Below are 23,211 nucleotides of genomic sequence, written 5' to 3' on the forward strand. Positions count from 1 at the left end.
CATTAACGAATTCTCTATTTTCGACCAATTAACTAAAAAATTGAGCTATCTCAAGCCACCAGAAACAGTGTTACCCTAAACTCTAATCTCTGTCATTTTTTATGAACCTGATTTATCTGTCATAACGGAAGTAAATTATATGTTAACACGCTTTTTTGTTACGGGGACAGATACCAACGTGGGTAAAACTGTTGTAACCCGAGCACTTCTTCAGTCAATAAATCGTGGCGGGTCAACGGCAGTGGGTTATAAGCCTATTGCAACAGAATTGCATGAAACGGCTGAAGGTGAACGTAATCGTGATGCTATGATTATTCATAATTCATCGCCAGTTGAAGTTCGCTACGACGAAATTAATCCTATTTTGCTTGATAATTGTTATATTAGTGAAAATGAAATTGATTTTAATAAAATTTCAAATGAACTCGACAATTTAAGTAAAAAAGCAGAGTGTGTTGTTATCGAGGGTAATGGTGGTTGGCGTTATTTACTTGATGATAATACCTTTTATTCTGATTGGGTGGTGAAAGAACAAATCCCAGTCGTTTTGGTTGTTGGTATTCAACCAGGCTGTGTCAATCACTCAATATTAACTGCGCAATCTATTATTAATGATGGTGTAAAATTAGTAGGTTGGGTTGCGAACAGAATAAATCCAGGATTACCTTATTACGCGAAAATTGTGGAAAGGCTGTCTCAGCATATTCCTGCACCGTTGATTGGTGAAATCCCGTATTTGTTACGTCCTGAAGAACGTGATCTCTCTTGTTACCTCGATTTAAGTCAGTTAGAAATCGCGGTACCTGCTTAAGAGAGAAGATAAATAAGTAATCAAGTGGATTGCTATCAGTTTTTAAACGATACCAAACTTGTTACTTTTAAGCGCCTGATGAGTAAATTCATTGGGTGTTTTTGTTTTTTCTGATTTAGTCTCAAATATAGCTAATGATAAAAATGACACATAAAGTTAAGGCTAAATAATATAGAATGAATTAGATAACATGTTGATAAATAGTGACAAAGAGAAAGGGCGCTAATATTGCGCCCTTTTTTAATCACAAGATTTTATTAACTATAGATTAATGACGGGTATAGATGATTTTCTTGCTATCATTTTCACAAGTTCCGACAACTTTACCTTCTGTTTGTGCTACTTGGTCGTTTTCAACGACAGTTAAAGTAAAGTTAGCGGCTGGCACACCATTATTAATGATTTTTTGTTGAATAGACTCAACGACTTCATCACAACCTGCATTCGCAGCTAAAGGTACAAACGCAACCAGTGCGGTCATTACAGCAAATACATATTTTTTCATATTATTCTCTCCTTGTTTTAGCGGGCAAAAACATCACTGTTTTACACTATTTACTTACGGGTTAACAGGGCGACCAGTATTACTGTCTAAACAACGACGCGTTTCTGATTCCCAATATGCATAGATATTTGTGCTTTTCAGACAAGCATCTCGCTCATCAATGGCTTTATCTACTTTATTAAATTCGATTTTTTCCCGCTGATTGATTTGGGTACGAAGTTCACGCTTTTGATCCCAATCTTCTTTCATTTGTCGAGCTTGTTCTTTATCTAAAACATTGTCATAGCCATCGCCATTAATGGTTACATTAGTCGAAGCGGCAACAGAAGAAAAAGAAGACACTGATAAACCAAGAAATAAAGAGAACATCATGGTTCTGATGGCTTGTTTCTTAGTTAGTGTGTTTATCATGGTTGCTATCCTCTAAAGTTATGTAGCTATTACTCTCAATGACGATTATATCTTAATAATTATAGCTGATACCTTAATAAAAAATGTGTTTTCAGTGTGTTTAATTTTGACGATGGACACTTAACCCTGCAAATGACTGACTCACTGGCATCATTTCTAGCGTATTGATATTCACATGAGCAGGTAATGTTGCTGTCCAATATACCGCTTCAGCCACATCTTCAGGTGTTAACGCATTTGCATTAGCATAAGTCTGTTCAACTTTATCATTATCACCTTTAAAACGAATTAATGAAAATTCTGTACCACCGACCAGTCCCGGCTCAATATCGGTCACGCGGACTTTTTTACCTTGGAGATCAGCACGTAATCCTAAACTAAATTGCTTAACAAAGGCTTTAGTGGCGCCATAAACATTACCACCTAGATAAGGCCAAGACGCTGCTGTTGAGCTGATATTAATAACATGACCTTTGTTTCTTTCGACCATAAAAGGAAGAATAGCACGAGTGACATGAACTAAACCTTTATTGTTTGTCTCGATCATTGTATCCCAGTCATCAAGGCTTGCTTTATCAGCGGTATTTAAACCTAAGGCTAAGCCAGCATTATTGACTAATACATCAATTTCATGCCATTTTTCAGGTAATTGCTTGAAAATCTCACTAACGGCTTTTTTATCAGTAACATCTAACTGCAATGGATAAAATTGTTCACCTAGCTCTTTATGTAAGCTATTAAGTTTATCCAAACGACGAGCAGTACCAATAACTTTATGTCCATGGCTGATAAAATGACGAGCAATGGCTTCACCAAAGCCAGCAGAAGCACCCGTGATAAAAATAATCATTTAATTTCCCCTCAATAGTTATAATAATTGAAAGTAAAAGGCTATCACTAGAAAGAGTCAAGTTTAAAACGCGGCTTTGAGATAAATCAGGCTAAAAATCAGCTCGTTTTCTTATATGAAAGATTTTTATCTTTAATAATAAATAAGATTTTTGTTTTAAACTGCAATATAAGAAGGGGAAGATAGGGCAATTAACGACTCGGAGACTGGGTTTATTGAGAAAAACCCAGCCTAGTTGAATAAGGCAATGTCAGTTATTTTTTACCGACTTGATGGCCAATAACGCCACCTAAGACACCACCGCCAATGGTACCTAATGCGCTACCATCTGTTAAAATAGCACCACCGATAGCACCTGCGCCAGCGCCAATTGCTGTATTACGGTCGCGTTTTGTCATGCTAGAACAGCCCGCAAGTGAAAAAAGCAGAACAGAAGCGACACACAGTGTTCCAATCTTTTTTAACGTGATATTCATTTTTATAAACTCCGATATAAAGGACAATATAAAAATAAACCTATCGTATTTATACTAGGATCGGAATATTCGGGAACAACGGAGAGAAAATTCTTAAATTAACCCACATTATAGTGGGTTAATGTTTATTGGTGTTTCTTTTAAAAAATTAGAATGCTTGACGGAAAATTTCAATGATCTCTTTTTCATTACCTTTACGAGGATTAGAGAATGCATTACCGTCTTTAAGTGCCATTTCCGCCATATATGGGAAATCAGATTCTTTCACACCCAACTCACCTAAATGTTGCGGAATACCGATATCCGCAGAGAGGCGAGCGATAGCCGCAATAGCACGTTCAGCTGCATCCATGACGGATAAACCTGCGACATTTTCCCCCATAAATTCAGCAATATCAGCAAATTTTTCTGGATTCGCGATCAGGTTATAACGTAATACATGTGGGAGTAATACGGCATTGGCCACACCATGAGGCATATCATATAAGCCACCTAATTGGTGAGCCATTGCATGCACGTAACCAAGGTTAGCGTTATTAAATGCCATTCCTGCTAAAAGAGAAGCATAAGCCATATTTTCACGAGCTTTTAGGTTTGTCCCCAAGGCTACGGCTTGGCGTAAATTCCGAGAAATCAAACGGATAGCTTGAATAGCTGAAGCATCAGTGACAGGGTTAGCATCTTTAGAAATATAAGCTTCAACCGCATGAGTTAGCGCATCCATACCTGTTGCTGCAGTCAGTCCGGCGGGTTTGCCAATCATCAGCAATGGATCGTTAATAGAAACAGAAGGGAGGTTACGCCAACTCACAATAACAAATTTAACTTTAGTTTTTGTATTGGTCAGAACACAGTGGCGAGTGACTTCACTTGCTGTACCAGCAGTTGTATTCACTGCAATAATCGGTGGAAGTGGGTTTGTTAGTGTTTCAATACCGGCATAATTATAAAGGTCACCTTCATGAGTGGCTGCAATACCGATACCTTTACCACAGTCGTGTGGACTGCCACCTCCCACTGTAATTATCATGTCGCATTGTTCTTTGCGGAACATTGCAAGGCCTTCAAGCACATTCGTGTCTTTGGGATTAGGTTCAGTACCATCAAATACGGCAACATCAATACCCGCTTCTTTTAGATAACTGATAGTTTTATCTACGGCACCATCTTTTATCGCTCGTAGGCCTTTATCTGTCACCAATAGGGCTTTTTTACCGCCTAATAATTTGCAACGTTCGCCAACAACAGAGATAGCACCAGGACCAAAAAAGTTAACATTCGGTACCAAGTAATCAAATATACGATAGCTCATGATAAACCTTCCAATATCAGATTATTATTAAAATAAATTAAAGTATTAGTGCATTCTCACCTCGTTGATTATTAAGTCAAGGAAGTCGCTCACCAATGAGATGAATCGATTCATTTAACGTTGGTTCATTTGATATAAGTCAACGGGATATGCTTATTTGATGATGTGAGGTTAAGAAAATAACCATTCTAATATATATGGTTTGACAGATTTATATTCTGGGAGTACGTTAGAATTTCTTAAAGAAAGGAGCAAATATGGAACCGTTGCAATTATTTAAGGTATTAAGTGATCAAACAAGGCTAGATATTGTGTTGCTACTTAAAGCATCTGGCGAATTGTGTGTTTGTGACATTTATACAGCGCTAAATTTATCCCAACCGAAAACTTCTCGCCATCTAGCTATGTTGCGAGAAAGTGGACTATTACTTGATTCTAAACACGGGAAATGGGTTCATTATCGTTTGTCTCCTACATTGTTGCCGTGGGTGAAAAATATCATTGAAGTCACCTATGAGACTGAGAAAAATAAAATAGCAGATTTACTTCAATCTATTGAAAAGAAGGGGGCTGTGAGTTGTTGCCCTGAATAAAATTTTTTAACTTAATATATATGAAAAAGCAGATGTGAAAAGTTAGAGGAAGAGTCTTCTGAAAGAGGTTTTTATGCTTATTGCAGTATTAATATTTGTTCTAACAATTACTTTTGTTATTTGGCAGCCCAAAGGATTGGGGATTGGTTGGAGTGCAACAATTGGTGCGTTAATCGCATTATTACTCGGTGTCATTAATCTCCAAGATATTCCAGTGGTTTGGAATATTGTCTGGAACGCAACCGCCACATTTGTTGCTGTTATTATCATTAGCCTGATCCTTGATGAAAGTGGTTTCTTTGAATGGGCTGCACTTCATGTTGCAAAATGGGGCGGTGGTAAAGGTCGTCTTTTATTTAGCTATATTATCTTATTAGGCGCATCTGTTGCGGCACTTTTTGCCAATGATGGCGCTGCACTGATTTTAACGCCCATTGTGATTGCAATGTTATTAGCACTCGGGTTTAGTAAAGGAACAACATTAGCTTTTGTTATGGCGGCAGGATTTATTGCAGATACAGCAAGCTTGCCTTTAATTGTTTCAAATTTAGTCAATATTGTTTCTGCTGATTTTTTTGATATTGGATTTACGGAATATGCCTCCGTGATGGTTCCCGTTGATATTGCGGCGATAATCGCGACATTAATTATGTTGCATTGGTTTTTCCGCAAAGATATTCCTCAGCAATATGACACATCTAAATTAGCGATACCAGCGACAGTGATTAAAGATGTGAAAACATTTAAAGCAGGTTGGTTGGTATTGCTTCTTTTATTACTTGGATTTTTCATACTGGAACCTTTGGGTATTCCAATTAGTGCTATTGCTGCTATTGGTGCTGTAATTTTGTGGTTTATTGCGGCACAAGGAAAGACGATTAATACTCGAAAAGTTTTACGAGGAGCACCTTGGCAAATTGTGGTTTTCTCCCTTGGCATGTACCTTGTTGTTTATGGATTACGTAATGCAGGCTTGACTCAATATCTATCAGAAATTCTCGATTTTCTATCAAGTAAAGGCGTATGGATTGCAACACTAGGAACGGGATATATCACCGCATTTTTATCATCAATAATGAACAATATGCCGACAGTGCTTGTTGGAGCCTTATCAATTGAAGGCAGTAATGCCTCCGGTTTAATTAAAGATGCAATGATTTATGCCAATGTCATAGGTGCAGATTTAGGTCCTAAAATTACACCAATAGGAAGTTTAGCGACATTATTGTGGTTACATGTTTTGTCGCAAAAAAACATGACCATTACATGGGGATATTATTTTAAAACGGGCATTATTATGACCATCCCTGTGCTTACAGTAACTCTGATTGCATTAGCACTTAGACTTACATTAATGAATTAGTGGTGAAAAAATGAATCGCATTGTAATTTATCACAATCCTAATTGTGGCACATCACGAAACACGCTTGAAATGATACGAAACAGTGGTATAGAGCCTGAAATTATCCATTATCTTGAGACGCCACCCTCTAAGTATGTTTTAGAGGAATTGATTGCTGATATGGGAATTTCGGTGAAAGCACTATTACGAAAGAATGTTGAACCTTATGATAAATTAGAACTTGATCATGTTAATGTTACTGATGAGCAACTTATTGATTATATGTTGAAATATCCAATATTAATCAATAGACCTATTGTTGTGACACCTTTAGGAACTCAGTTATGCAGGCCTTCAGAAGTCGTCTTAGATATTCTTCCAAAAGCACAGAAAGGTGCCTTTTCAAAAGAAGATGGACAAAATGTTATCGATGAAAAAGGGAATAGGCTGCTATAAAAGAGTTTATTAACTATTTTTAGGATAATAGAAGCCTCGTTAAGGCGGGGTTTTCTTGTTGTAATTAATCAGCCAACACCACAGGGCTTGAGAAAGAAAGGGCGGAAACGAAAAAATAAAGCACCCGTAAGCAGGTGCTTTATCATATCCAGCAATTATTATTTATTCTTCGAAGTACCAATATCCTTGATTGATAAATTCGGTTAATTCCGCAACAAAGGCCGGATTTTTCAATGCTTCACCGAGTTCATCTGTGCCAACTTCCGTAAACTGGCATAATGCATCTGCTCCTTTCATTTCCTTGGTAGCCCAAGCTTCTGTATTCACAAAGAAATCATTCTCGATACGTAGGACGCGCAGTCCGCTTAGTCGGTTCAGTTTTTCACCCGCATTTAACGCACTTAGTACTTCGTCTGGCTGATATGGTGGTTCTGCAGGGGCAATATCGAGTTCGTGGCGTGGTGTGGTTGTAAAACGGCCTAACCACTGTTCAAAATCATCAGGCTTGTTGATCATTTCAATCATCATAGCGCGCAGGCGTTCAACTTCATAAGACTCCATTCTTCCTGCGTTATCGCGTACTGTCAGATCAGGATCGCCATAATTTATTCCGCCCAGATCCTGTTCCAGTGCATAATCTGCAAAGCTACTTAGCAAATCACGACCATTGGGTCCACGAAAGCCGACAGAATAGTTCATGGTATCTTCGAAAGTAAAGCCATCGTGAGGGAATCCTGGTGGAATATACAGAATATCTCCCGGTGCCATTTCTACATCAATAATTGGCTCAAATGGATCAACATGCAGTAATGCAGGATGCGGGCAGAACTGACGCATTGGCAGGGCGTCACCTACGCGCCAACGACGGCGTCCCATTCCTTGAATGATAAAAACATCATAGTTATCAATATGAGGTCCGACACCACCTCCGGGCACTGAATAGGAAATCATCAGATCATCAAGACGCCATTCAGGTAGCACTCGAAATGGTTTTACTAGTTCAGCTGCTGGCATATGCCAATGGTTAACTGCTTGTACCAGTAGTGACCAGCCTTCTTCGCCTAATTCGCTGAAGTCTTCAAACGGACCGTGACTTGCCTGCCATTTGTTGCCAGTGAAACTGACAAGGCGGCTGTCGATTTCCGGTTCCATTGCCAGACCTGCCAGTTCATCTGGAGTGATTGGATCGACAAAATTAGGAAATGCATTTTTCAGTACAACAGGTTTCTTTTGCCAGTATTTCTCTAAAAATTCAGGCCAATTAAGATTCAGTTTGTTAACCATGTGATCACGTCTGTATCAATGAATAGGCTGGTCATTATAGAAGTAATACAAAGTGATATTTTTGTTTGGCATCAAATGGCAGTTAATAACACTAATAGGAATAGTATCAACGATGGGAATTTGATATAGAAAGTGACGATATCAAAAGTTATGTTTAAAAAGAACCAACATAATCAATTAGCCAAAAATAGAGATTTCAATGCCTATCCGTATTTAGATACCAAGGTTCGCATAATGTATATTATGTTAAATGAAGCATGTAACTTTATTCTAGGTCTGTGTATCATCATCTTTGAGCCCTATTAATTAAGCCCTATTAATACTGATTATTTTTTATATTAAAGTATTGAACCAACGGCTTTATATTCTTTCTTACTTATTGATAGTCACTTCTTATCTTCGATACTGTGCTAAAACCATGCTCAGGTGAAAAACTTATTATTCAATTAAATATCAATAGATTAGCTCATTTTTATCTTGTTCATTTTTTTTGTTCTCTTAAAGCAAATGTTTTAAATGGTAATGAAATAAACTTAAGCTACAATTTAATAAACCTGCTGGAATAAATATAAAAAACTGCCTTCTTATCTTTAATTTATTTTTAAAAATAAATAGTTAGCTGTATTGCTAATACAGCTCGGTACGATCACACCTTTTACTTAATAAAGGGTTAATTCCTTTTAAATAGGAAATCAATAATCATGAATAAAACTTTCGCGACCGAAATATTTATCAATGGCGAGGTCCATACTCTTGATAGAGAAAATCCTCTCGCTCAAGCGATCGCTGTCTATCAAGGTAAATTTCTTTTTATTGGCTCAAATGATGAAGTGATGCAATTTCAAAATGCAGAAACAAAAATCATCGATCTAAAAAAACACGTTATTATTCCTGGGCTTAATGACTCTCATCTTCATTTGATCCGCGGTGGATTAAACTACAACCTAGAATTACGGTGGGAAGGCGTCCCTTCTCTTTCTATTGCCCTTGATATGTTAAAGGCTCAAGCCCAAGTGACACCGTCACCGCAATGGGTACGTGTTGTTGGTGGTTGGAGCGAGTTTCAATTCGCAGAGCGTCGCATGCCAACGCTAGACGAAATTAATGCGGTTTCTCCTGATACGCCTGTTTTTGTATTACACCTCTATGATAGCGCATTGCTAAACAAAGCAGCATTGCGTGCGATTGGTTATACCAAAGAGACACCCAATCCACCAGGTGGTGAAATTCAGCGTGATGAACATGGCAATGCTACCGGATTATTGATAGCAAAACCTAACGCGATGTTGCTCTATTCTGCATTAGCAAAAGGCCCTAAATTACCTCTTGAATATCAAGTGAATTCAACCCGTCAATTTATGAGAGAATTGAATCGTCTTGGTGTAACGAGCGCTATTGATGCGGGGGGTGGTTTTCAAAATTACCCTGAAGATTATCAAGTTGTTGATGAGCTTGCTAAGAATAATCAATTAACGATTCGTATTGCATATAATTTATTTACTCAAAGACCAAAGCAAGAGTTTGAAGATTTCCAACAATGGACATCAATGGTATCACCCGGTGATGGCAGTGATTTTTATCGTCATAACGGTGCTGGTGAAATGTTGGTTTTTTCTGCGGCAGATTTTGAAGACTTCTTACAGCCAAGGCCTGATCTTCCTGAAAACATGGAAGCAGAATTAGAGAAAGTGATTCGTCATTTAGTCGAACATCGCTGGCCATTTCGTTTACATGCCACTTATAACGAATCCATTAGTCGCATGTTAGATGTTTTTGAAAAAGTAAATAAAGACATTCCTTTCGATGGCTTGCATTGGTTTTTCGATCATGCTGAAACCATCAGTGAGAAAAATATTGAACGCGTTAAAGCGCTTGGCGGTGGATTAGCAATTCAACATCGTATGGCATTCCAAGGTGAATATTTTGCACAACGTTATGGTACAAAAGCACTGAAACAAACACCCCCTGTCGCCAAAATGTTAAATGCACAAGTTCCTGTTGGATTAGGTACAGATGCAACTCGTGTTGCTAGTTACAATCCGTGGACAGCGCTTTATTGGTTAGTGTCAGGGCGTACTGTAGGGGGGATGCAAATGTATGACGGCGATAATCGTTTAGACAGAGATACAGCGCTTATGTTATGGACGATGGGAAGTTCATGGTTCTCCAATGAACAAGGTAAAAAAGGTCAAATTAAAGTAGGTCAATTTGCCGACTTTATCGCCCTTTCTGCTGATTATTTTCGAGTACCGGAAAATGAAATCAAAGCGATTGAATCACTTTTAACCGTCGTAGATGGCAAGATAGTGTATGCAAATGGTGATTTTTCATCATTAACACCGCCTTCTATTCCTGTATTACCTGATTGGTCACCGGTGATCAAAGTACCTGGTCACTATTCTTATTTGCGACAAGAGACAAAAACAGCGGTATTAAATCAGCTACATCAATGCTGTGGTGCCTGCCATGTTCATGGGCATCAACATGATATTGCTCGCCAATCATCCATTCCTGTTTCAGATGATAATGCATTTTGGGGTGCTTTAGGCTGTTCTTGCTTTGCATTCTAATTTTTATGATAACGATGGTTGGTCATTGCTTGCCAACCATCTCAAACAAAAGAGATAAGACGATGACAACGCAACGCACCTCTGCATGGTCGCCCTTACGTAATCGTATTTTTTTCGTATTATGGATGGCAACGCTATTTTCTAATATTGGTACTTGGATGAATGATGTGGGTGCCGGTTGGTTGATGACAAACCTAAGCCCTGATCCCGTAATGATTGCCGCTATTCAAGCCATGACAACATTACCTGTTTTCTTATTGGCACTTCCAGCAGGAGCTATTGCTGATATTTTCGATAAACGAAAGCTGCTTATTTTTGTGAATATGTTAATGCTCTGTGCGGCTTCATTATTGGCTGTTTTAGTGTATTTCGATGTTATCAGCATTGGCTGGTTATTATTAATTACTTTTGTTCTGGGCTCTGGCGCAGCATTTTTAGGTCCTGCATGGCAAGCGATAGTACCAAGTATTATCGAACCCAATGAATTAAAATCAGGTATTGCCTTAAACAGTATGGGTATTAATATCAGTCGCGCAATAGGCCCAGCACTTGCAGGTATTTTGATTTCCCAAGTCGGTCTTTATCTTCCATTTTTACTTAATGCTTTAAGCTTTATCGCCATTATTCTGGCTGTCTGGTGGTGGGATGGTGAGAAAAAAGAAGAGGAAAAACTCCCTGCTGAATCTGTTGTGGCTGCAATGATCTCCGGTTTACGCTATGCACGTTATAGCCCTGCATTAATAAAAACGATTATAAGAGCAGCCAGCTTTTTTATTTTTGCAAGCGCTTATTGGGCAATGTTACCGCTAGTCGCTCGGGTCTCACTACATGGTGATGCAACATTATATGGGTTACTTACCACCAGCATTGGTATTGGTGCAGTGGCTGGTGCATTTAGCTTATCAACATTGCGTGAAAAATGGAGTACCAGCACACTAATCGCTGTTGGCACTGTGGTGACTGCATTAGTGTTATTTATTTTCGCCAGTGCGACTTCAAAATATTTAGCTATTTTTGCTAGTATGCTTGCTGGATTTAGCTGGATAATCACCCTTTCCACATTAATGGTCTCAGCACAAACAGCATTGCCTAATTGGGTTCGTGCGAGAGGTCTTGCGCTCTATTTAACCGTATTTTCTGGCTCAATGGCGTTAGGTTCCCTTATCTGGGGACAAGTTGCTTCACATACGTCAGTGACGGTGGCTTTGCTGTGTGCAACCGTTGGGATTATTTTAGTTTGGTTATGTGTTTTTCGCGTCAAATTGGAACATGATAACATCAACTTACAGCACTCAGAACACTTTATTTTGGATGATGGACTGATTGATATTACAACAGATAAAGGCCCTGTGTTAATTACCGTGAATTATCAAATTGGAGTCAATCACCATGAGCAATTCCTAAGTTTAATGAATCGATTAAAAACGGTTCGTTTAAGAGATGGCGGTTATTCATGGGGACTATTTGTTTTATCTGATGCGATTACAGAAAATAACGTTCGAACGTATATGGAAACTTTTATGGTGGCTTCTTGGGCTGAGCATCTTCGTCAACATGATCGCGCGACAATCGATGATAAACAGCTGCAACAACAATTAGATAAAATAATCAGTACTAAAAAAGTGACTCACTCTTTTTCTGCTTTTTCGCGTAAGAAGTAATAAGTAGTAACCAAGTCATTAAAGCTTATTAAATAGATTAATTTAATGGCTTGGCTTTAGAATACATGCCATATTTATTTTATTCGATACCTTTTATTGATACTACTATGGCTTTCTTGTACTCTGCACCGCTTCTTACCTTTGAAACAATTAAAACGTATTTGAGAAAATCATGACAGGACATCGTTCTAAAGATCCGCTACACGGCGTTACTCTTGAAATGCAAGTAAATGCGCTAGTGGCAAAATATGGTTGGGCTAAATTAGGACAGCTTATCAAAATTAACTGCTTTAGAAGTGATCCTAGCGTGAAATCGAGCTTAAAATTTTTGCGTAGAACTCCGTGGGCACGGGCTGAAGTAGAAGCGCTTTATCTTGATTCTCTTGAAGCTGATATTGATGATGTGATTGAAGTTTTCGATCATCCAGATTGTGATCCGTGGGCGAATAGCCGTCGAAAGTAAAATATCTAGCATCGATAAAATAGTACCGAAAATATTACTCTCACTCATCTCTAAACTCCTTCGGCGTCATGCCAAATTCTTTTTTAAAGATAGAATAAAAGTATTGTAATGACGGATAGCCACACATCACTGAAATTTCTTGGATTGCGAGTGTTGTTGTGGCTAATAAATTTTGAGCGCGTTTGAGTTTCTCTTCATAAATAACAGTATGAATTGTCTTGCCAATTTCTTTTTTAAACCGTTGCTCTAAATTAGAACGCGACATATTAACTGCATCTAAAACTTGTTCTGTTTTTATCCCTTTACAGGCATTGTAATAAATATAATGCATAGCTTGAACAACAGTGGGATCGTTAAATGAGTGAAAGTCAGTTGAGCGCCGTTCAACAATTTTAACGGGAGGAACTAATACTCTTTGCTGTTTATCTGTTACATGCCCTTCTAGGGTTTGATGTAATAGCTTTGCAGCTAAATATCCCATTTGTCGTGAACCTTGCACAACAGAAGATAATGCAATACGAGATAAATAACGGGTCATATCTTCATCATCAATACCAATAATACTGATCTCTTCAGGTACATTTATATTTAAATTATCGCAGACTTGCAGTAAATGACGCGCTCGTGCATCTGTTACCGCAATAATGCCAGTTTGTGGCGGTAACGTTTGTATCCAATCAGATAAACGATTTTGCGCGTGTTGCCAATTTTTTTGCGTTATATCCATGCCGTTATAAACAATGCCTGGATATTTTTCACTGGTGACTAATTGGCGAAAAGCGTACTCACGTTCATTAGACCAATGAGGATGATCTTTTGCTGGTAGGCCATAAAAAGCAAAGTGTTTCAGCCCTTTCTGTTTTAAATGTAAAAAGGCTTGTTGAACTAATTCATAATTATCAGTGGCGATATAAGGTACAGGCGGGTAACTTTTTTCTTGATGATAAGAGCCACCTACACCAATTACCGCTAACGATGATTGGCTTAAATGTTTCGCAATAATCGGATCATCAAAATCTGCAATAATACCGTCACAAACCCAGTGATTAATATTATCCACTCGAGTACGAAAATCTTCTTCAATAAATACATCCCAATGGCACTGCGATGCCTGAAGATATTCTCCAACACCCTCAACTACTTGTCGGTCATAGACTTTATTAGCGTTGAATAACAGCACAATACGAAAGTATTTATCTTTTTTCATTTTACTCTACCTGATTATCCAGCTACGCATTAAACCACAGCTTTAATTTTGCTAGAACTTGCTTTCATCGCTATGTGATTACTATCACACAAGCCAAATTTCGTAATAGCAAAGTAAAAAATAGGAATAACCAATGTTAAGAACAACGAGTATTTTGTTTTTAAACACGATTGCCGAGGAGATTTTTCATGTATCAGAATAACTTTAATAAATTAATTTCTAGGCAAAATACCTATAGTGCAAAATGGTGTAATAGTAACGCTAATGTTATTCCATTATCTGTTGCGGATATGGAAATTGCTGCGCCTGATTTTATTACAAACAAACTTGCTGAATTTAATCACAAGGGAATTTATGGTTATACCGATCTTAGCCATGATTGGAATAACGTTGCTGCTAATTGGTTTAAAAGCCAATATCAATGGATAGTTGCTCCTGAGACGATTGTATTTTGTCCTCGTGTTATACAAGCGGTTTCACTTTATATCCAGAATTTCACACAAATAGGCGATAAAATCACAACGCTATCTCCAGCTTATCATCCTATTAGTAATGCTGTTTGTGTAAATAACCGCGAGTTATTAGAAAGCCCGTTAATTTATCGTGACGGTTACTATGAAATTGATTTTGACGATCTAGAAAATAAGTTTAAACAATCGGTCTGTTTTATGTTGCTCTCACCACACAATCCAACAGGTACGGTATGGCAACAAACTGATTTAATAAAAATAGCGAAGCTTGCACAAAAATATCACGTTTTTATTATTTCTGATGATGTACACGCAGATTTTGTTTTTGATGATGCTCTCTATCACCCTATTTCATCCTTAAACACCTATGTAGAACAGCACTCTTTTATTTGTACATCTCCAGCTAAAACTTTCAATTTAGCAGGACTTGAGATAGCGAATATTGTGATTGCTAACCCTGAATATCGTGAAAAATTCAAGCAATGCTTAATTGCTGCAGGTATTCATAATCCTGGTTATTTTTCAGTTCCCGCTTTTTTACAAGCTTACACTTTACAAGGCCAACAATGGGTTGGTGAATTAAAAACGTACCTTGCTGATAACCGACGTTGGGTAAAAGAACAATGTGAACGTTATTTTCCCGATTGGGTTGTCACACAAAGTCATGGCACCTACATGCTATGGGTTAATTACCAAAAAATGCAGTTAACCGAAAAACAACTAAAACATTGGTTTGTTTCATTAGCCGAAGTGGAAATGAGTTGGGGGCGTGGTTTTGGTGCGGTTGGGGATGGTTTTTTCCGCATTAATATCGCGACACCTCGTTCAATATTAGAAACCGTTTTCACTCGGCTTATTCGTACCTTACCTCACGCCAGTTTGGAATAAATTATAATGAAAACGCAAACGATAAACAGCCCAAGAACGCCTACGCTTCTTGAATCACTCTTTCCTATTCTCACTATGGTGGTGTTATTAGGAGGAGGCTACGCCGCTTTTGATTTACCACCAGAACCATTAATGGTGCTTTCGACTGTTGTGGCTGCACTGTTAGTAAAACGGTTGGGATATCGCTATGACGAGATCTTAACCGCTATCTCACAAAAGATTGCTAAAACTATGCCTGCATTGCTGATTTTAATCAGTGTGGGCTTGTTAATAGGCACATGGATGATTGGTGGCACCATTCCACTGATGATCTATTACGGCTTGAAAATGATTAGCCCTGAAATGCTATATGTCACAGCATTATTGGTCACGTCATTGGTATCGGTCTGTACGGGAACATCATGGGGTTCTGCTGGAACCATTGGTGTTGCATTTATGGGCGTTGCAGTGGGCATGGAAGCAAACCTTGCGGCAACAGCCGGTGCTGTGGTTGCAGGGGCTTATTTTGGTGACAAGCTCTCACCATTATCAGGTGATACCAACCTTGCCGCAATGGCAGCAAGGATCGACCTTTATCAACATATTTGGCATTTACTTTATACCACATTGCCTTCGCTAATTTTAACGGCGATTGTGATGACTGTTTATGGCATGAATGGCGATTTAGCGGGTCAAGGTGTGCCAGAAAAAGTGACATTAATTACCAATGGTCTTGAGAATGTTTATAACTTCAATCTTATTCTTCTTATTCCTGTATTGGTAATTCTATATGGTTCAGTAACGAAAAAGCCCACTATCCCTGTGATGCTAGCCTCTGCCGCAATTGCGATGTTTAACGCTTATCTTATTCAAGGCTTTGGTTTACATGACATAGTAAAAAGTGCGGTTGATGGTTTCAATGTCTCGATGATCCAAGGTAAAGAAGTTCCTGAATTGTTAGGTAATTTACTAAATCGTGGTGGCATGAATTCCATGATGAGCACTCTGCTTATCTGTTTCTGCGCCCTCTCTTTTGCTGGTACTTTATCGTTAAGTGGCGCATTAGAAGTGATTGTTCATGCATTGTTAAAAATGGTGCACTCAACAGGTTCGATGATCTTAGCCACAATTGTTTGTGGACTAACTATGATTGGCGTGACCTGTAATGGACAAATCTCAATCCTTATTCCTATAGAAATGTTACGTGGTGCCTATATTGAACGAGGCTTACATCCTAAAAATCTGGCACGTACTGTAGAAGACTCCGCCACTATCTTTGAACCTATTTTACCGTGGACCGCTGCCGGCGCTTATATGGCGGGTACATTAGGTGTTGCAACCTTAAGTTACTTACCTTGGGCTGTATTGTGCTGGAGTGGCATCTTCTTTGCCATGCTGTGGGGTTTTACGGGCTTTGGCATTGCCAAATTAACACCAGAAGAGCAGGAAGAAATGACTGCTGAACTTGGATCACATTCAGAATTACAACTTGATACTAAATAAGGACGGTTCCATGTCTTACTTTGATAAAATTGAAAAAATTCAATATGAAGGCACAACAAGCGATAATCCATTAGCGTTTCGTTACTATAACCCTGATGAGATTATTTTGGGTAAACGAATGGAAGATCACTTAAGATTCGCAGCTTGTTATTGGCATAACTTCTGCTGGAATGGTTCTGATATGTTCGGTATCGGTACTTTTGATAGACCTTGGCAAACACCAGGTGAAGCTTTAGAGCAAGCTAAGCGTAAAGCTGATGTGGCCTTTGAATTCTTTCATAAGCTAAATGTTCCTTTCTATTGTTTTCATGATGTGGATGTGATTTCCGAAGAGAATAGCATCAATGAATATATTTCTAACATGGCGGCGATCACCGACGTATTAGCGGAAAAACAAGAAGAGACTAACGTTAAGCTATTATGGGGAACGGCAAATTGCTTCACTAATCCTCGTTATGGCGCGGGCGCGGCAACAAATCCTGATCCTGATGTTTTTGCATGGGCCGCAACACAAGTGTGTGAAGCGATGAAAGCGACAAAAGCACTGGGGGGTGAAAACTATGTATTATGGGGCGGGCGTGAAGGTTATGAAACCCTACTAAATACTGATTTACGCCAAGAAAGGGAGCAAATTGGCCGCTTTATGCAGATGGTGGTCGAGCACAAGCATAAAATTGGTTTCCAAGGCACATTATTGATTGAACCCAAACCTCAAGAGCCAACAAAACATCAGTATGATTATGATACTGCAACCGTTTATGGCTTCTTAAAGCAGTTTGGCCTTGAAAAAGAAGTGAAAGTAAACATTGAAGCAAACCACGCGACATTAGCAGGACATAGTTTCCACCATGAGATTGCAACTGCGATTGCGTTAGGCATTTTAGGCTCTGTTGATGCTAACCGTGGTGATCCTCAATTAGGTTGGGATACAGACCAATTCCCAAATAGCGTAGAAGAAAATGCACTAGTCATGTATGAAATTCTTAAATCAGGTGGCTTTACTACAGGTGGATTAAACTTTGATGCTAAAGTTCGTCGCCAAAGCAATGATAAATATGACCTATTCTACGGGCATATTTCAGGAATGGACACAATGGCAATGGCATTACGCATTGCGGCAAAAATGATCCAAGATGGCGGCCTTGATAAATTTACGGCACAACGTTATTCAGGTTGGAGTGCGGAGTTTGGTCAAAATATCTTACAAGGCAAATTAAGCCTTGAAGATGTGGCGAAATACGCACAAAGCAATACATTAGCGCCACAGTTACAAAGTGGGCGCCAAGAAATGCTAGAAAGTTTAGTGAATCGCTATATTTTTGGTTAATGGTATAAACGTAATAACACAGCGGGTTTTTCCGCTGTGTTTATTAATTAGATACAGGTCATGAGGTAATTTCATGTATTTAGGGCTAGATCTAGGCACTTCAAGCGTTAAAGCGATCATCATGAATGAGCAAGGCAAAGTTGTTGCCAGTCATTCTGTTTCTTTAGCAATATCACGCCCTCACCCTCAATGGTCAGAACAAGATCCACTGCAATGGTGGCAAGCAACGGAAGAAGCCATTCTTCAGCTTGGGCGCAGTTATCCGATGGATAAAATCGAAGCGATTGGATTAAGCGGACAAATGCATGGCGCCGTTTTACTTGATGCACAACAAGCGGTGCTACGTCCCGCCATCCTATGGAACGATGGGCGTAGTTTTAAACAGTGTCAGACGCTTGAGGCGCAATATCCTCAGTTTAAAAAAATCACTGGTAACTTAGTTATGCCCGGCTTTACAGCCCCAAAACTACAATGGGTTGCTGAACATGAACCTGAAATCTTTCAACGTATTGCACATGTTTTATTACCTAAAGATTTTTTACGTTGGAAGATGAGCGGTAATTTTGCTAGTGATATGTCAGATTCAGCCGGTACGCTTTGGTTAGATATGCAAAAGCGAGATTGGAGTGATGAACTTTTAAATGCGACAGGATTAACACGTCGGCAGATGCCAACATTGTTTGAAGGTAATCAAATAACGGGCTATCTATTGGCTGATATTGCTGAAAAATGGCAAATGAAGCAAGTACCTATTATTGCTGGTGCTGGAGATAATGCGGCGGGGGCAATTGGTGTTGGTGTTTATCAACCTGGTCAGGCAATGCTCTCTTTGGGTACTTCAGGCGTTTATTTTGTTGTTAGCGAAAAATTTCTCCAAAATAGTGATAACGCAGTACACAGTTTTTGTCACGCATTACCCAATACTTGGCATTTAATGTCAGTGATGTTAAGTGCAGCATCATGTCTTGATTGGGTGTGTCAATTGACAGGAATTGAGAGTGTGAGTGCGATGTTTGAAGAAATTAAACACGCTACTTTTGCTCAGAATCCCCTGCTGTTTTTACCTTATCTTTCTGGTGAACGGACACCTTATAATAACCCTAATGCGAAAGGTATCTTTTGGGGATTAACCCATGAACATCAAAGAGCTGACTTATGCCAAGCTGTTCTTGAAGGTGTGAGTTTTGCATTACGACAAGGGATTGAAGTTGCTGATAATGCTGGACAATTAGCTGATAATATTACGTTAATTGGCGGTGGTGCCCGAAGTGAATATTGGCGACAACTTCTTGCAGATATTACTGGAAAAAATCTCGATTATCGTCAAGGTGGTGATGTTGGTCCCGCTCTTGGTGCTGCAAGACTCGCACAATTAGCCGTAAATCCAGCTTATTCATCACACGTTATTCTTTCTCAACCTAAGCTTGAACAACGCCATACGCCAAATTTAGAAAAACATAAAACATACGAAAAAAAATATCATGCTTTTAAAAAGTTATATTCATTAATAGAGACGATGGAAATATAACAATATTGCGTCAATATCAGGGTAAATTAATAGCGCTAATTTTTATTTATAAAGTTAGCGCCATTTTATCAATAATTAACGATATCCCCGAGTATGGTTTTTAGCTGACCAACTGTAGGTTTCATCACTAGGGGCTAGTTTTTGCTTCTTCTTGAGGGCTTGTGCTTTTTTGGTGGCTTTTTCAACTTCGAGGGAGATTTCGGTAATAATGGAGTCTTTGACTTTATTCATTTCGGCGTTAGTTAACTCACGGCCTAATTTCTTTTTCTCTTGACCTATTCGGGTTCTTACTCGCATTTGTTGGGCATCTGTCATTTCTTGGAGTGTCAGTTTCTTCATTCTATTACCCTACTTATGTTGAGTGAGGAGCTATTAATATAGCATTATTAAGACACCTCTCCATCATTATATTTTAAATTTGGGTAATTAATTTCTTATTACATTAAAGATGCATTACGCCTGAATATGTGCGTAATGCATAAACAATAACTTTAAATAATAAATTAAACTAATTGAAGAAATGCGGCTTTAAATCCATCAATGTCTTGCTGTGTTGTTGCCCACGAAGTACAAAGACGTAAACAACTTAAATTAGGATCATCAAGTAAAATACGGTGGAAAACAAATTGTTGAGTTAATTTTTCCGCAAGTGTATTTGGCAAAATAACAAAAACTTGGTTAGATTCTGGCGGTGCTAAAAATTCAAAACCTTGTGCAGTAAAGAATTCAGTTAATTGTGATGCCATTTCATTAAGGTGTTTACCTAATTTAAAATAGAGATCATCTTTAAATAAAGCTTCAAATTGCGCGCCTAATAACCAGCCTTTTGCTTGTAATCCACCCTTTTGTTTCAAGCTAAAACGGAAATCAGTTTTCAATGCAGGATGACAAATCACTAAGGTTTCAGCTGACATTGCACCAATTTTTGTACCACCAATATAAAAAGCATCGGTTAAACTGGCGATATCTTCAATAGTCAGATCACTTTGTGCGGACATTAATCCTGCGGCTAAACGCGCACCATCAAGATATAGCCATAAATTATGCTCGTTACAGAAGTTACGTAGCGCTTGTAACTCCGCTTTGCGATAAACCGTACCAATTTCTGTGGCATTGGTTATATAAACAAGCTTAGGTTGCACCCAATGTTCATCATTATGCTCAGCCAGAATAGGTTTTAACAATGCGGGAGTTAATTTGCCATCAGCAGAAAATGTGGTGATAACTTTATGCCCTGTAGCTTCAATAGCGCCGGTTTCATGTGTAGCAATATGTCCTGTACTCACAGAAATAACTGCTTGGTGTGGACGTAAAAAATGAGAAATCGCGGTTAAATTAGTGATGGTACCACCATTAAAAAAGTGAATATCCGCATCAGGCTGTTGAATACGCTGTTTTATTAATTGAGCAGCTTGATGACAAAGCGTATCCATGCCATATCCATCATAGCGTTGCCCCACTGTATCCGTGATTGCCTTCATGACCGCAGGATGTGCAATTTCATTATAATCATTTTGGAAGCGGTACATGTGTTCTCCTGTCGAATGTTGTGTTTTTATCGTGTTTTATAAAGAAAAACGCTCTACATCTAATCAATACATCGATTAAATGTAAAGCGCTTTAATATCTTGAAAAAGTAAGTTATTTAAAGCAGACCTCGCCCCAACGCGCTAAACCTGCGGTAACCGAACCGAAGTCATTTCCTTTCACAATAGGAATATTAGGTAATTGTTGTTCTATTGCTTGGCATAAAATCGGTGAACGCGCTGAGCCACCAGTCATAAAGATAGCGTCAGGTTTTATTCCCCCTTGTCGAACAGCGTCATTAACTAATTCAATCATTTTACTTTTAGGGGATTCAATCGATTCCACCATTTGTTCACGCTCAATGGTACATTCTAATGTTTCATTTAATAAGGCGATATTAGCAATATATTCAGGAGAATCTGATAAGGCAATTTTAGCCTCTTCAGCACGTCGAACAATGCTGTAACCCAGTGTTTCATTATACACTTCGATTAGACGAGCTATTTTCTCTGGTTCTTTTGCATCTCGTCTAAGTTGATTTAATGCAGCCAAATTTTGACGAGAATAAAAATCTTTTTGCGCTTCGACATTATTAATCGCAATAGGATCCCAGAACTGTTTCAGCGGTAATTTAATGCCAGAAGAAGTTAATCCTGTCATACCGAATAAAGGCATAAGCTGTTTAAAAGCAAGATAAATATCAAGATCATTACCACCAACACGCTGTCCACTATGGGCAAGTAAGGTATTTGAACGGTCAGTTTTTCCTTGATAACTCGGCCCCATTTGAATTAATGAGCAATCAGTTGTACCACCACCAATATCAACGACTAATACAGTTTGGTCTTTAGTCAACGTCGATTCATATTCAAGCCCAGCAGCAACAGGTTCAAATTCAAACATAATATTCTTAAACCCAGCTCTTTTAGCTGCGCGGATAAGAATACTTTCTGCTTGTTTATTTGAAGATTCACCACCTAACCCATTAAAGTTAATTGGTTTGCCAATAACAGTGTCTGTGATCGCTTCTTGTGTACTTTTTTCTGCTTGGTACTTAATATTTGCCATCATGGCACAAACTAAATCTTCAAAGAAGCTAATTTGTATATCGTGTAGGCCTGAAGCACCTAAAAAGGATTTAGGCGATTTAACGTAATAGACATCGCGCGGATCACGTAGATATAAACTTAGTGCGGATTGTCCGAAAAGAATATCTTCGGGTACTAATTCAATATCTTCTTCTTGATTAAACGCAATCGACTTTCTTAGTAATTGTTCGCCAATTTCACTGGAAGGTTTAATATTTAAATGGCGAAATAAGTGCTCAGAAACAGATTCACGGGTTGGCGCACAAAGGGTCGATGGAATATAGACATCATTACCTTCTAAAGGCAAAAGAGTGGGTTTTCCCTCTTTCATAATTGCAACAGAACAATTTGATGTTCCGTAGTCAAAGCCAATAAACATTTAGCCTCCCCAATAGACTTTCATTAAAAAAAGACTGAGCACTCTACATCAAGCTTTTTGCAATTACCATCAGATTATGGGGCTTAAAAGAGAGAAAATAAGTGTTGTAATAATTTTCGTTCAATGTGCGTTAGTAATCCCTATTTATCATTTAGATCAGATAAAAAGTAATTTTTATCACAACTCATTATTGTTAGGTTGGGTTTTAACCCACCTAAATAGCAGTCAACCGAGTCGGTAAATAAATGAAATAAACACCCTACAGCAATGGCTTTTAATTTCCATGAGGGTAAAAACCATACACCCAAATAAACCAAAGCGGCCCAAACAGTGTGTAATGGATGAAAGCCAATGCTACAACGATTGGGATCAAAAATAGGTGTTGCTAACAAATGGTCAATATCAATCGCCATTGTTCCTATCATAAGCAGTGAGGCAAACTTCCAATTTTTACGCCAGAAAAGATACCCCAATAAAATAGGCACTAAAAAATGTAACCCGTAATGTAAAATTGTTCTGCTGATTTCAAATATCACAAAATCTCCGATATTTCTAAAAATACTTGTCACTTAATATACCA

22 protein-coding genes are annotated in these 23,211 nt (G+C 38.5%); 11 read left to right on the top strand and 11 right to left on the bottom strand.

Translation table 11 applies throughout. The features are described 5' to 3' along the window. The first annotated feature begins 139 nt into the window (after positions 1 to 139). Complete coding sequence (gene bioD, locus H1225_RS06275; RefSeq protein WP_072063901.1) at positions 140 to 811, top strand: dethiobiotin synthase; 672 nt, start codon at positions 140 to 142, stop codon at positions 809 to 811. Positions 812 to 1,079: 268 nt separating this feature from the next. On the opposite strand, the gene H1225_RS06280 is transcribed toward bioD, so the two are convergent. From H1225_RS06280 to dhaT, 5 genes are all read right to left on the bottom strand, one after another. After that, on the bottom strand, positions 1,080 to 1,316 hold the full coding sequence (locus H1225_RS06280; RefSeq protein WP_006536912.1) for a DUF1161 domain-containing protein: 237 nt from the start codon (positions 1,314 to 1,316) through the stop codon (positions 1,080 to 1,082). Positions 1,317 to 1,370: 54 nt separating this feature from the next. Next, positions 1,371 to 1,688 carry a DUF1283 family protein gene (locus H1225_RS06285; RefSeq protein WP_229096555.1) on the bottom strand — a complete coding sequence of 106 codons (318 nt, stop codon included), beginning with the start codon at positions 1,686 to 1,688 and terminating at the stop codon, positions 1,371 to 1,373. Between the two features lie 139 nt (positions 1,689 to 1,827). Then, the gene (gene ydfG, locus H1225_RS06290) at positions 1,828 to 2,577 is read right to left on the bottom strand and encodes a bifunctional NADP-dependent 3-hydroxy acid dehydrogenase/3-hydroxypropionate dehydrogenase YdfG (protein WP_072063902.1); all 750 of its coding nucleotides are present in this window, start codon (positions 2,575 to 2,577) and stop codon (positions 1,828 to 1,830) included. Positions 2,578 to 2,831: 254 nt separating this feature from the next. Continuing rightward, complete coding sequence (gene osmB / locus H1225_RS06295; protein WP_006536908.1) at positions 2,832 to 3,053, bottom strand: osmotically-inducible lipoprotein OsmB; 222 nt, start codon at positions 3,051 to 3,053, stop codon at positions 2,832 to 2,834. Positions 3,054 to 3,201: 148 nt separating this feature from the next. Then, positions 3,202 to 4,365, bottom strand: coding sequence for a 1,3-propanediol dehydrogenase (dhaT, locus tag H1225_RS06300; RefSeq protein WP_161671553.1), 1,164 nt, complete (start codon positions 4,363 to 4,365; stop codon positions 3,202 to 3,204). 257 nt (positions 4,366 to 4,622) lie between these two features. Here dhaT and H1225_RS06305 point away from each other — a divergent pair, with 257 nt between their 5' ends. The 3 genes from H1225_RS06305 to arsC all read left to right on the top strand — a co-directional run bounded on the left by H1225_RS06305 (position 4,623) and on the right by arsC (position 6,757). Next, on the top strand, positions 4,623 to 4,958 hold the full coding sequence (locus H1225_RS06305) for a metalloregulator ArsR/SmtB family transcription factor (RefSeq protein WP_006536906.1): 336 nt from the start codon (positions 4,623 to 4,625) through the stop codon (positions 4,956 to 4,958). A 73-nt stretch (positions 4,959 to 5,031) separates the two neighbouring features. Continuing rightward, entirely contained in the window at positions 5,032 to 6,321 is a 1,290-nt protein-coding gene (locus tag H1225_RS06310; RefSeq protein WP_072063905.1) for an arsenic transporter, read from the top strand. A gap of 10 nt (positions 6,322 to 6,331) precedes the next feature. Beyond that, on the top strand, positions 6,332 to 6,757 hold the full coding sequence (gene arsC, locus H1225_RS06315) for a glutaredoxin-dependent arsenate reductase (RefSeq protein ID WP_161671552.1): 426 nt from the start codon (positions 6,332 to 6,334) through the stop codon (positions 6,755 to 6,757). 162 nt (positions 6,758 to 6,919) lie between these two features. On the opposite strand, the gene H1225_RS06320 is transcribed toward arsC, so the two are convergent. After that, positions 6,920 to 8,041, bottom strand: a complete 1,122-nt coding sequence (locus H1225_RS06320) for a ribosomal protein uL16 3-hydroxylase (RefSeq protein ID WP_161671551.1) — start codon at positions 8,039 to 8,041, stop codon at positions 6,920 to 6,922. 701 nt (positions 8,042 to 8,742) lie between these two features. Here H1225_RS06320 and H1225_RS06325 point away from each other — a divergent pair. The 3 genes from H1225_RS06325 (at position 8,743) to H1225_RS06335 (ending at position 12,735) form a co-directional block, all read left to right on the top strand. Then, complete coding sequence (locus H1225_RS06325; RefSeq protein WP_161671550.1) at positions 8,743 to 10,611, top strand: amidohydrolase; 1,869 nt, start codon at positions 8,743 to 8,745, stop codon at positions 10,609 to 10,611. A gap of 62 nt (positions 10,612 to 10,673) precedes the next feature. After that, a complete protein-coding gene (locus tag H1225_RS06330) occupies positions 10,674 to 12,272 on the top strand; it encodes an MFS transporter (RefSeq protein ID WP_109848447.1) in 1,599 nt (532 codons plus the stop codon). Positions 12,273 to 12,444: 172 nt separating this feature from the next. Further along, complete coding sequence (locus H1225_RS06335) at positions 12,445 to 12,735, top strand: VF530 family protein (RefSeq protein WP_161671549.1); 291 nt, start codon at positions 12,445 to 12,447, stop codon at positions 12,733 to 12,735. A 40-nt stretch (positions 12,736 to 12,775) separates the two neighbouring features. Here H1225_RS06335 and H1225_RS06340 read toward each other — a convergent pair whose 3' ends face one another. Then, entirely contained in the window at positions 12,776 to 13,942 is a 1,167-nt protein-coding gene (locus H1225_RS06340; RefSeq protein WP_161727434.1) for a XylR family transcriptional regulator, read from the bottom strand. A gap of 188 nt (positions 13,943 to 14,130) precedes the next feature. On the opposite strand from H1225_RS06340, the gene H1225_RS06345 reads away from it, so the two are divergent. The 4 genes from H1225_RS06345 to xylB all read left to right on the top strand — a co-directional run bounded on the left by H1225_RS06345 (position 14,131) and on the right by xylB (position 19,637). Then, a complete protein-coding gene (locus tag H1225_RS06345) occupies positions 14,131 to 15,300 on the top strand; it encodes a MalY/PatB family protein (protein WP_161730103.1) in 1,170 nt (389 codons plus the stop codon). A 6-nt stretch (positions 15,301 to 15,306) separates the two neighbouring features. After that, positions 15,307 to 16,782: a Na+/H+ antiporter NhaC gene (gene nhaC / locus H1225_RS06350; protein ID WP_006536869.1), complete on the top strand. Its 1,476-nt coding sequence runs from the start codon at positions 15,307 to 15,309 to the stop codon at positions 16,780 to 16,782. 10 nt (positions 16,783 to 16,792) lie between these two features. After that, positions 16,793 to 18,109, top strand: a complete 1,317-nt coding sequence (xylA, locus tag H1225_RS06355; RefSeq protein WP_239739560.1) for a xylose isomerase — start codon at positions 16,793 to 16,795, stop codon at positions 18,107 to 18,109. Positions 18,110 to 18,182: 73 nt separating this feature from the next. Further along, on the top strand, positions 18,183 to 19,637 hold the full coding sequence (gene xylB / locus H1225_RS06360) for a xylulokinase (protein WP_115065341.1): 1,455 nt from the start codon (positions 18,183 to 18,185) through the stop codon (positions 19,635 to 19,637). A gap of 75 nt (positions 19,638 to 19,712) precedes the next feature. Here the strand turns inward: xylB and H1225_RS06365 are convergent, their stop codons facing one another. The 4 genes from H1225_RS06365 to H1225_RS06380 all read right to left on the bottom strand — a co-directional run bounded on the left by H1225_RS06365 (position 19,713) and on the right by H1225_RS06380 (position 23,167). Continuing rightward, positions 19,713 to 19,976, bottom strand: coding sequence for a YjbD family protein (locus H1225_RS06365; RefSeq protein WP_072063915.1), 264 nt, complete (start codon positions 19,974 to 19,976; stop codon positions 19,713 to 19,715). Between the two features lie 164 nt (positions 19,977 to 20,140). Then, positions 20,141 to 21,166 (bottom strand): threonine aldolase family protein, encoded by a 1,026-nt coding sequence (locus H1225_RS06370; protein ID WP_239739569.1) that lies wholly within the window; start codon positions 21,164 to 21,166, stop codon positions 20,141 to 20,143. Positions 21,167 to 21,278: 112 nt separating this feature from the next. Then, positions 21,279 to 22,631 (bottom strand): molecular chaperone, encoded by a 1,353-nt coding sequence (gene yegD / locus H1225_RS06375; protein WP_161769450.1) that lies wholly within the window; start codon positions 22,629 to 22,631, stop codon positions 21,279 to 21,281. Between the two features lie 140 nt (positions 22,632 to 22,771). After that, on the bottom strand, positions 22,772 to 23,167 hold the full coding sequence (locus H1225_RS06380; protein WP_109848452.1) for a DUF6122 family protein: 396 nt from the start codon (positions 23,165 to 23,167) through the stop codon (positions 22,772 to 22,774). Positions 23,168 to 23,211 lie beyond the last annotated feature (44 nt).

The sequence above is a fragment of the Proteus penneri genome (genome assembly GCF_022369495.1).
GTDB classification, from domain to species: domain Bacteria; phylum Pseudomonadota; class Gammaproteobacteria; order Enterobacterales; family Enterobacteriaceae; genus Proteus; species Proteus penneri.

Bases quoted from the DNA above. Each gene is read 5' to 3' on its own strand.
- bioD (WP_072063901.1), top strand. From the start codon at position 140: ATGTTAACACGCTTTTTTGTTACGGGGACAGATACCAACGTGGGTAAA.
- H1225_RS06280 (WP_006536912.1), bottom strand. From the start codon at position 1,316: ATGAAAAAATATGTATTTGCTGTAATGACCGCACTGGTTGCGTTTGTA.
- H1225_RS06285 (WP_229096555.1), bottom strand. From the start codon at position 1,688: ATGATGTTCTCTTTATTTCTTGGTTTATCAGTGTCTTCTTTTTCTTCT.
- ydfG (WP_072063902.1), bottom strand. From the start codon at position 2,577: ATGATTATTTTTATCACGGGTGCTTCTGCTGGCTTTGGTGAAGCCATT.
- osmB (WP_006536908.1), bottom strand. From the start codon at position 3,053: ATGAATATCACGTTAAAAAAGATTGGAACACTGTGTGTCGCTTCTGTT.
- dhaT (WP_161671553.1), bottom strand. From the start codon at position 4,365: ATGAGCTATCGTATATTTGATTACTTGGTACCGAATGTTAACTTTTTT.
- H1225_RS06305 (WP_006536906.1), top strand. From the start codon at position 4,623: ATGGAACCGTTGCAATTATTTAAGGTATTAAGTGATCAAACAAGGCTA.
- H1225_RS06310 (WP_072063905.1), top strand. From the start codon at position 5,032: ATGCTTATTGCAGTATTAATATTTGTTCTAACAATTACTTTTGTTATT.
- arsC (WP_161671552.1), top strand. From the start codon at position 6,332: ATGAATCGCATTGTAATTTATCACAATCCTAATTGTGGCACATCACGA.
- H1225_RS06320 (WP_161671551.1), bottom strand. From the start codon at position 8,041: ATGGTTAACAAACTGAATCTTAATTGGCCTGAATTTTTAGAGAAATAC.
- H1225_RS06325 (WP_161671550.1), top strand. From the start codon at position 8,743: ATGAATAAAACTTTCGCGACCGAAATATTTATCAATGGCGAGGTCCAT.
- H1225_RS06330 (WP_109848447.1), top strand. From the start codon at position 10,674: ATGACAACGCAACGCACCTCTGCATGGTCGCCCTTACGTAATCGTATT.
- H1225_RS06335 (WP_161671549.1), top strand. From the start codon at position 12,445: ATGACAGGACATCGTTCTAAAGATCCGCTACACGGCGTTACTCTTGAA.
- H1225_RS06340 (WP_161727434.1), bottom strand. From the start codon at position 13,942: ATGAAAAAAGATAAATACTTTCGTATTGTGCTGTTATTCAACGCTAAT.
- H1225_RS06345 (WP_161730103.1), top strand. From the start codon at position 14,131: ATGTATCAGAATAACTTTAATAAATTAATTTCTAGGCAAAATACCTAT.
- nhaC (WP_006536869.1), top strand. From the start codon at position 15,307: ATGAAAACGCAAACGATAAACAGCCCAAGAACGCCTACGCTTCTTGAA.
- xylA (WP_239739560.1), top strand. From the start codon at position 16,793: ATGTCTTACTTTGATAAAATTGAAAAAATTCAATATGAAGGCACAACA.
- xylB (WP_115065341.1), top strand. From the start codon at position 18,183: ATGTATTTAGGGCTAGATCTAGGCACTTCAAGCGTTAAAGCGATCATC.
- H1225_RS06365 (WP_072063915.1), bottom strand. From the start codon at position 19,976: ATGAAGAAACTGACACTCCAAGAAATGACAGATGCCCAACAAATGCGA.
- H1225_RS06370 (WP_239739569.1), bottom strand. From the start codon at position 21,166: ATGTACCGCTTCCAAAATGATTATAATGAAATTGCACATCCTGCGGTC.
- yegD (WP_161769450.1), bottom strand. From the start codon at position 22,631: ATGTTTATTGGCTTTGACTACGGAACATCAAATTGTTCTGTTGCAATT.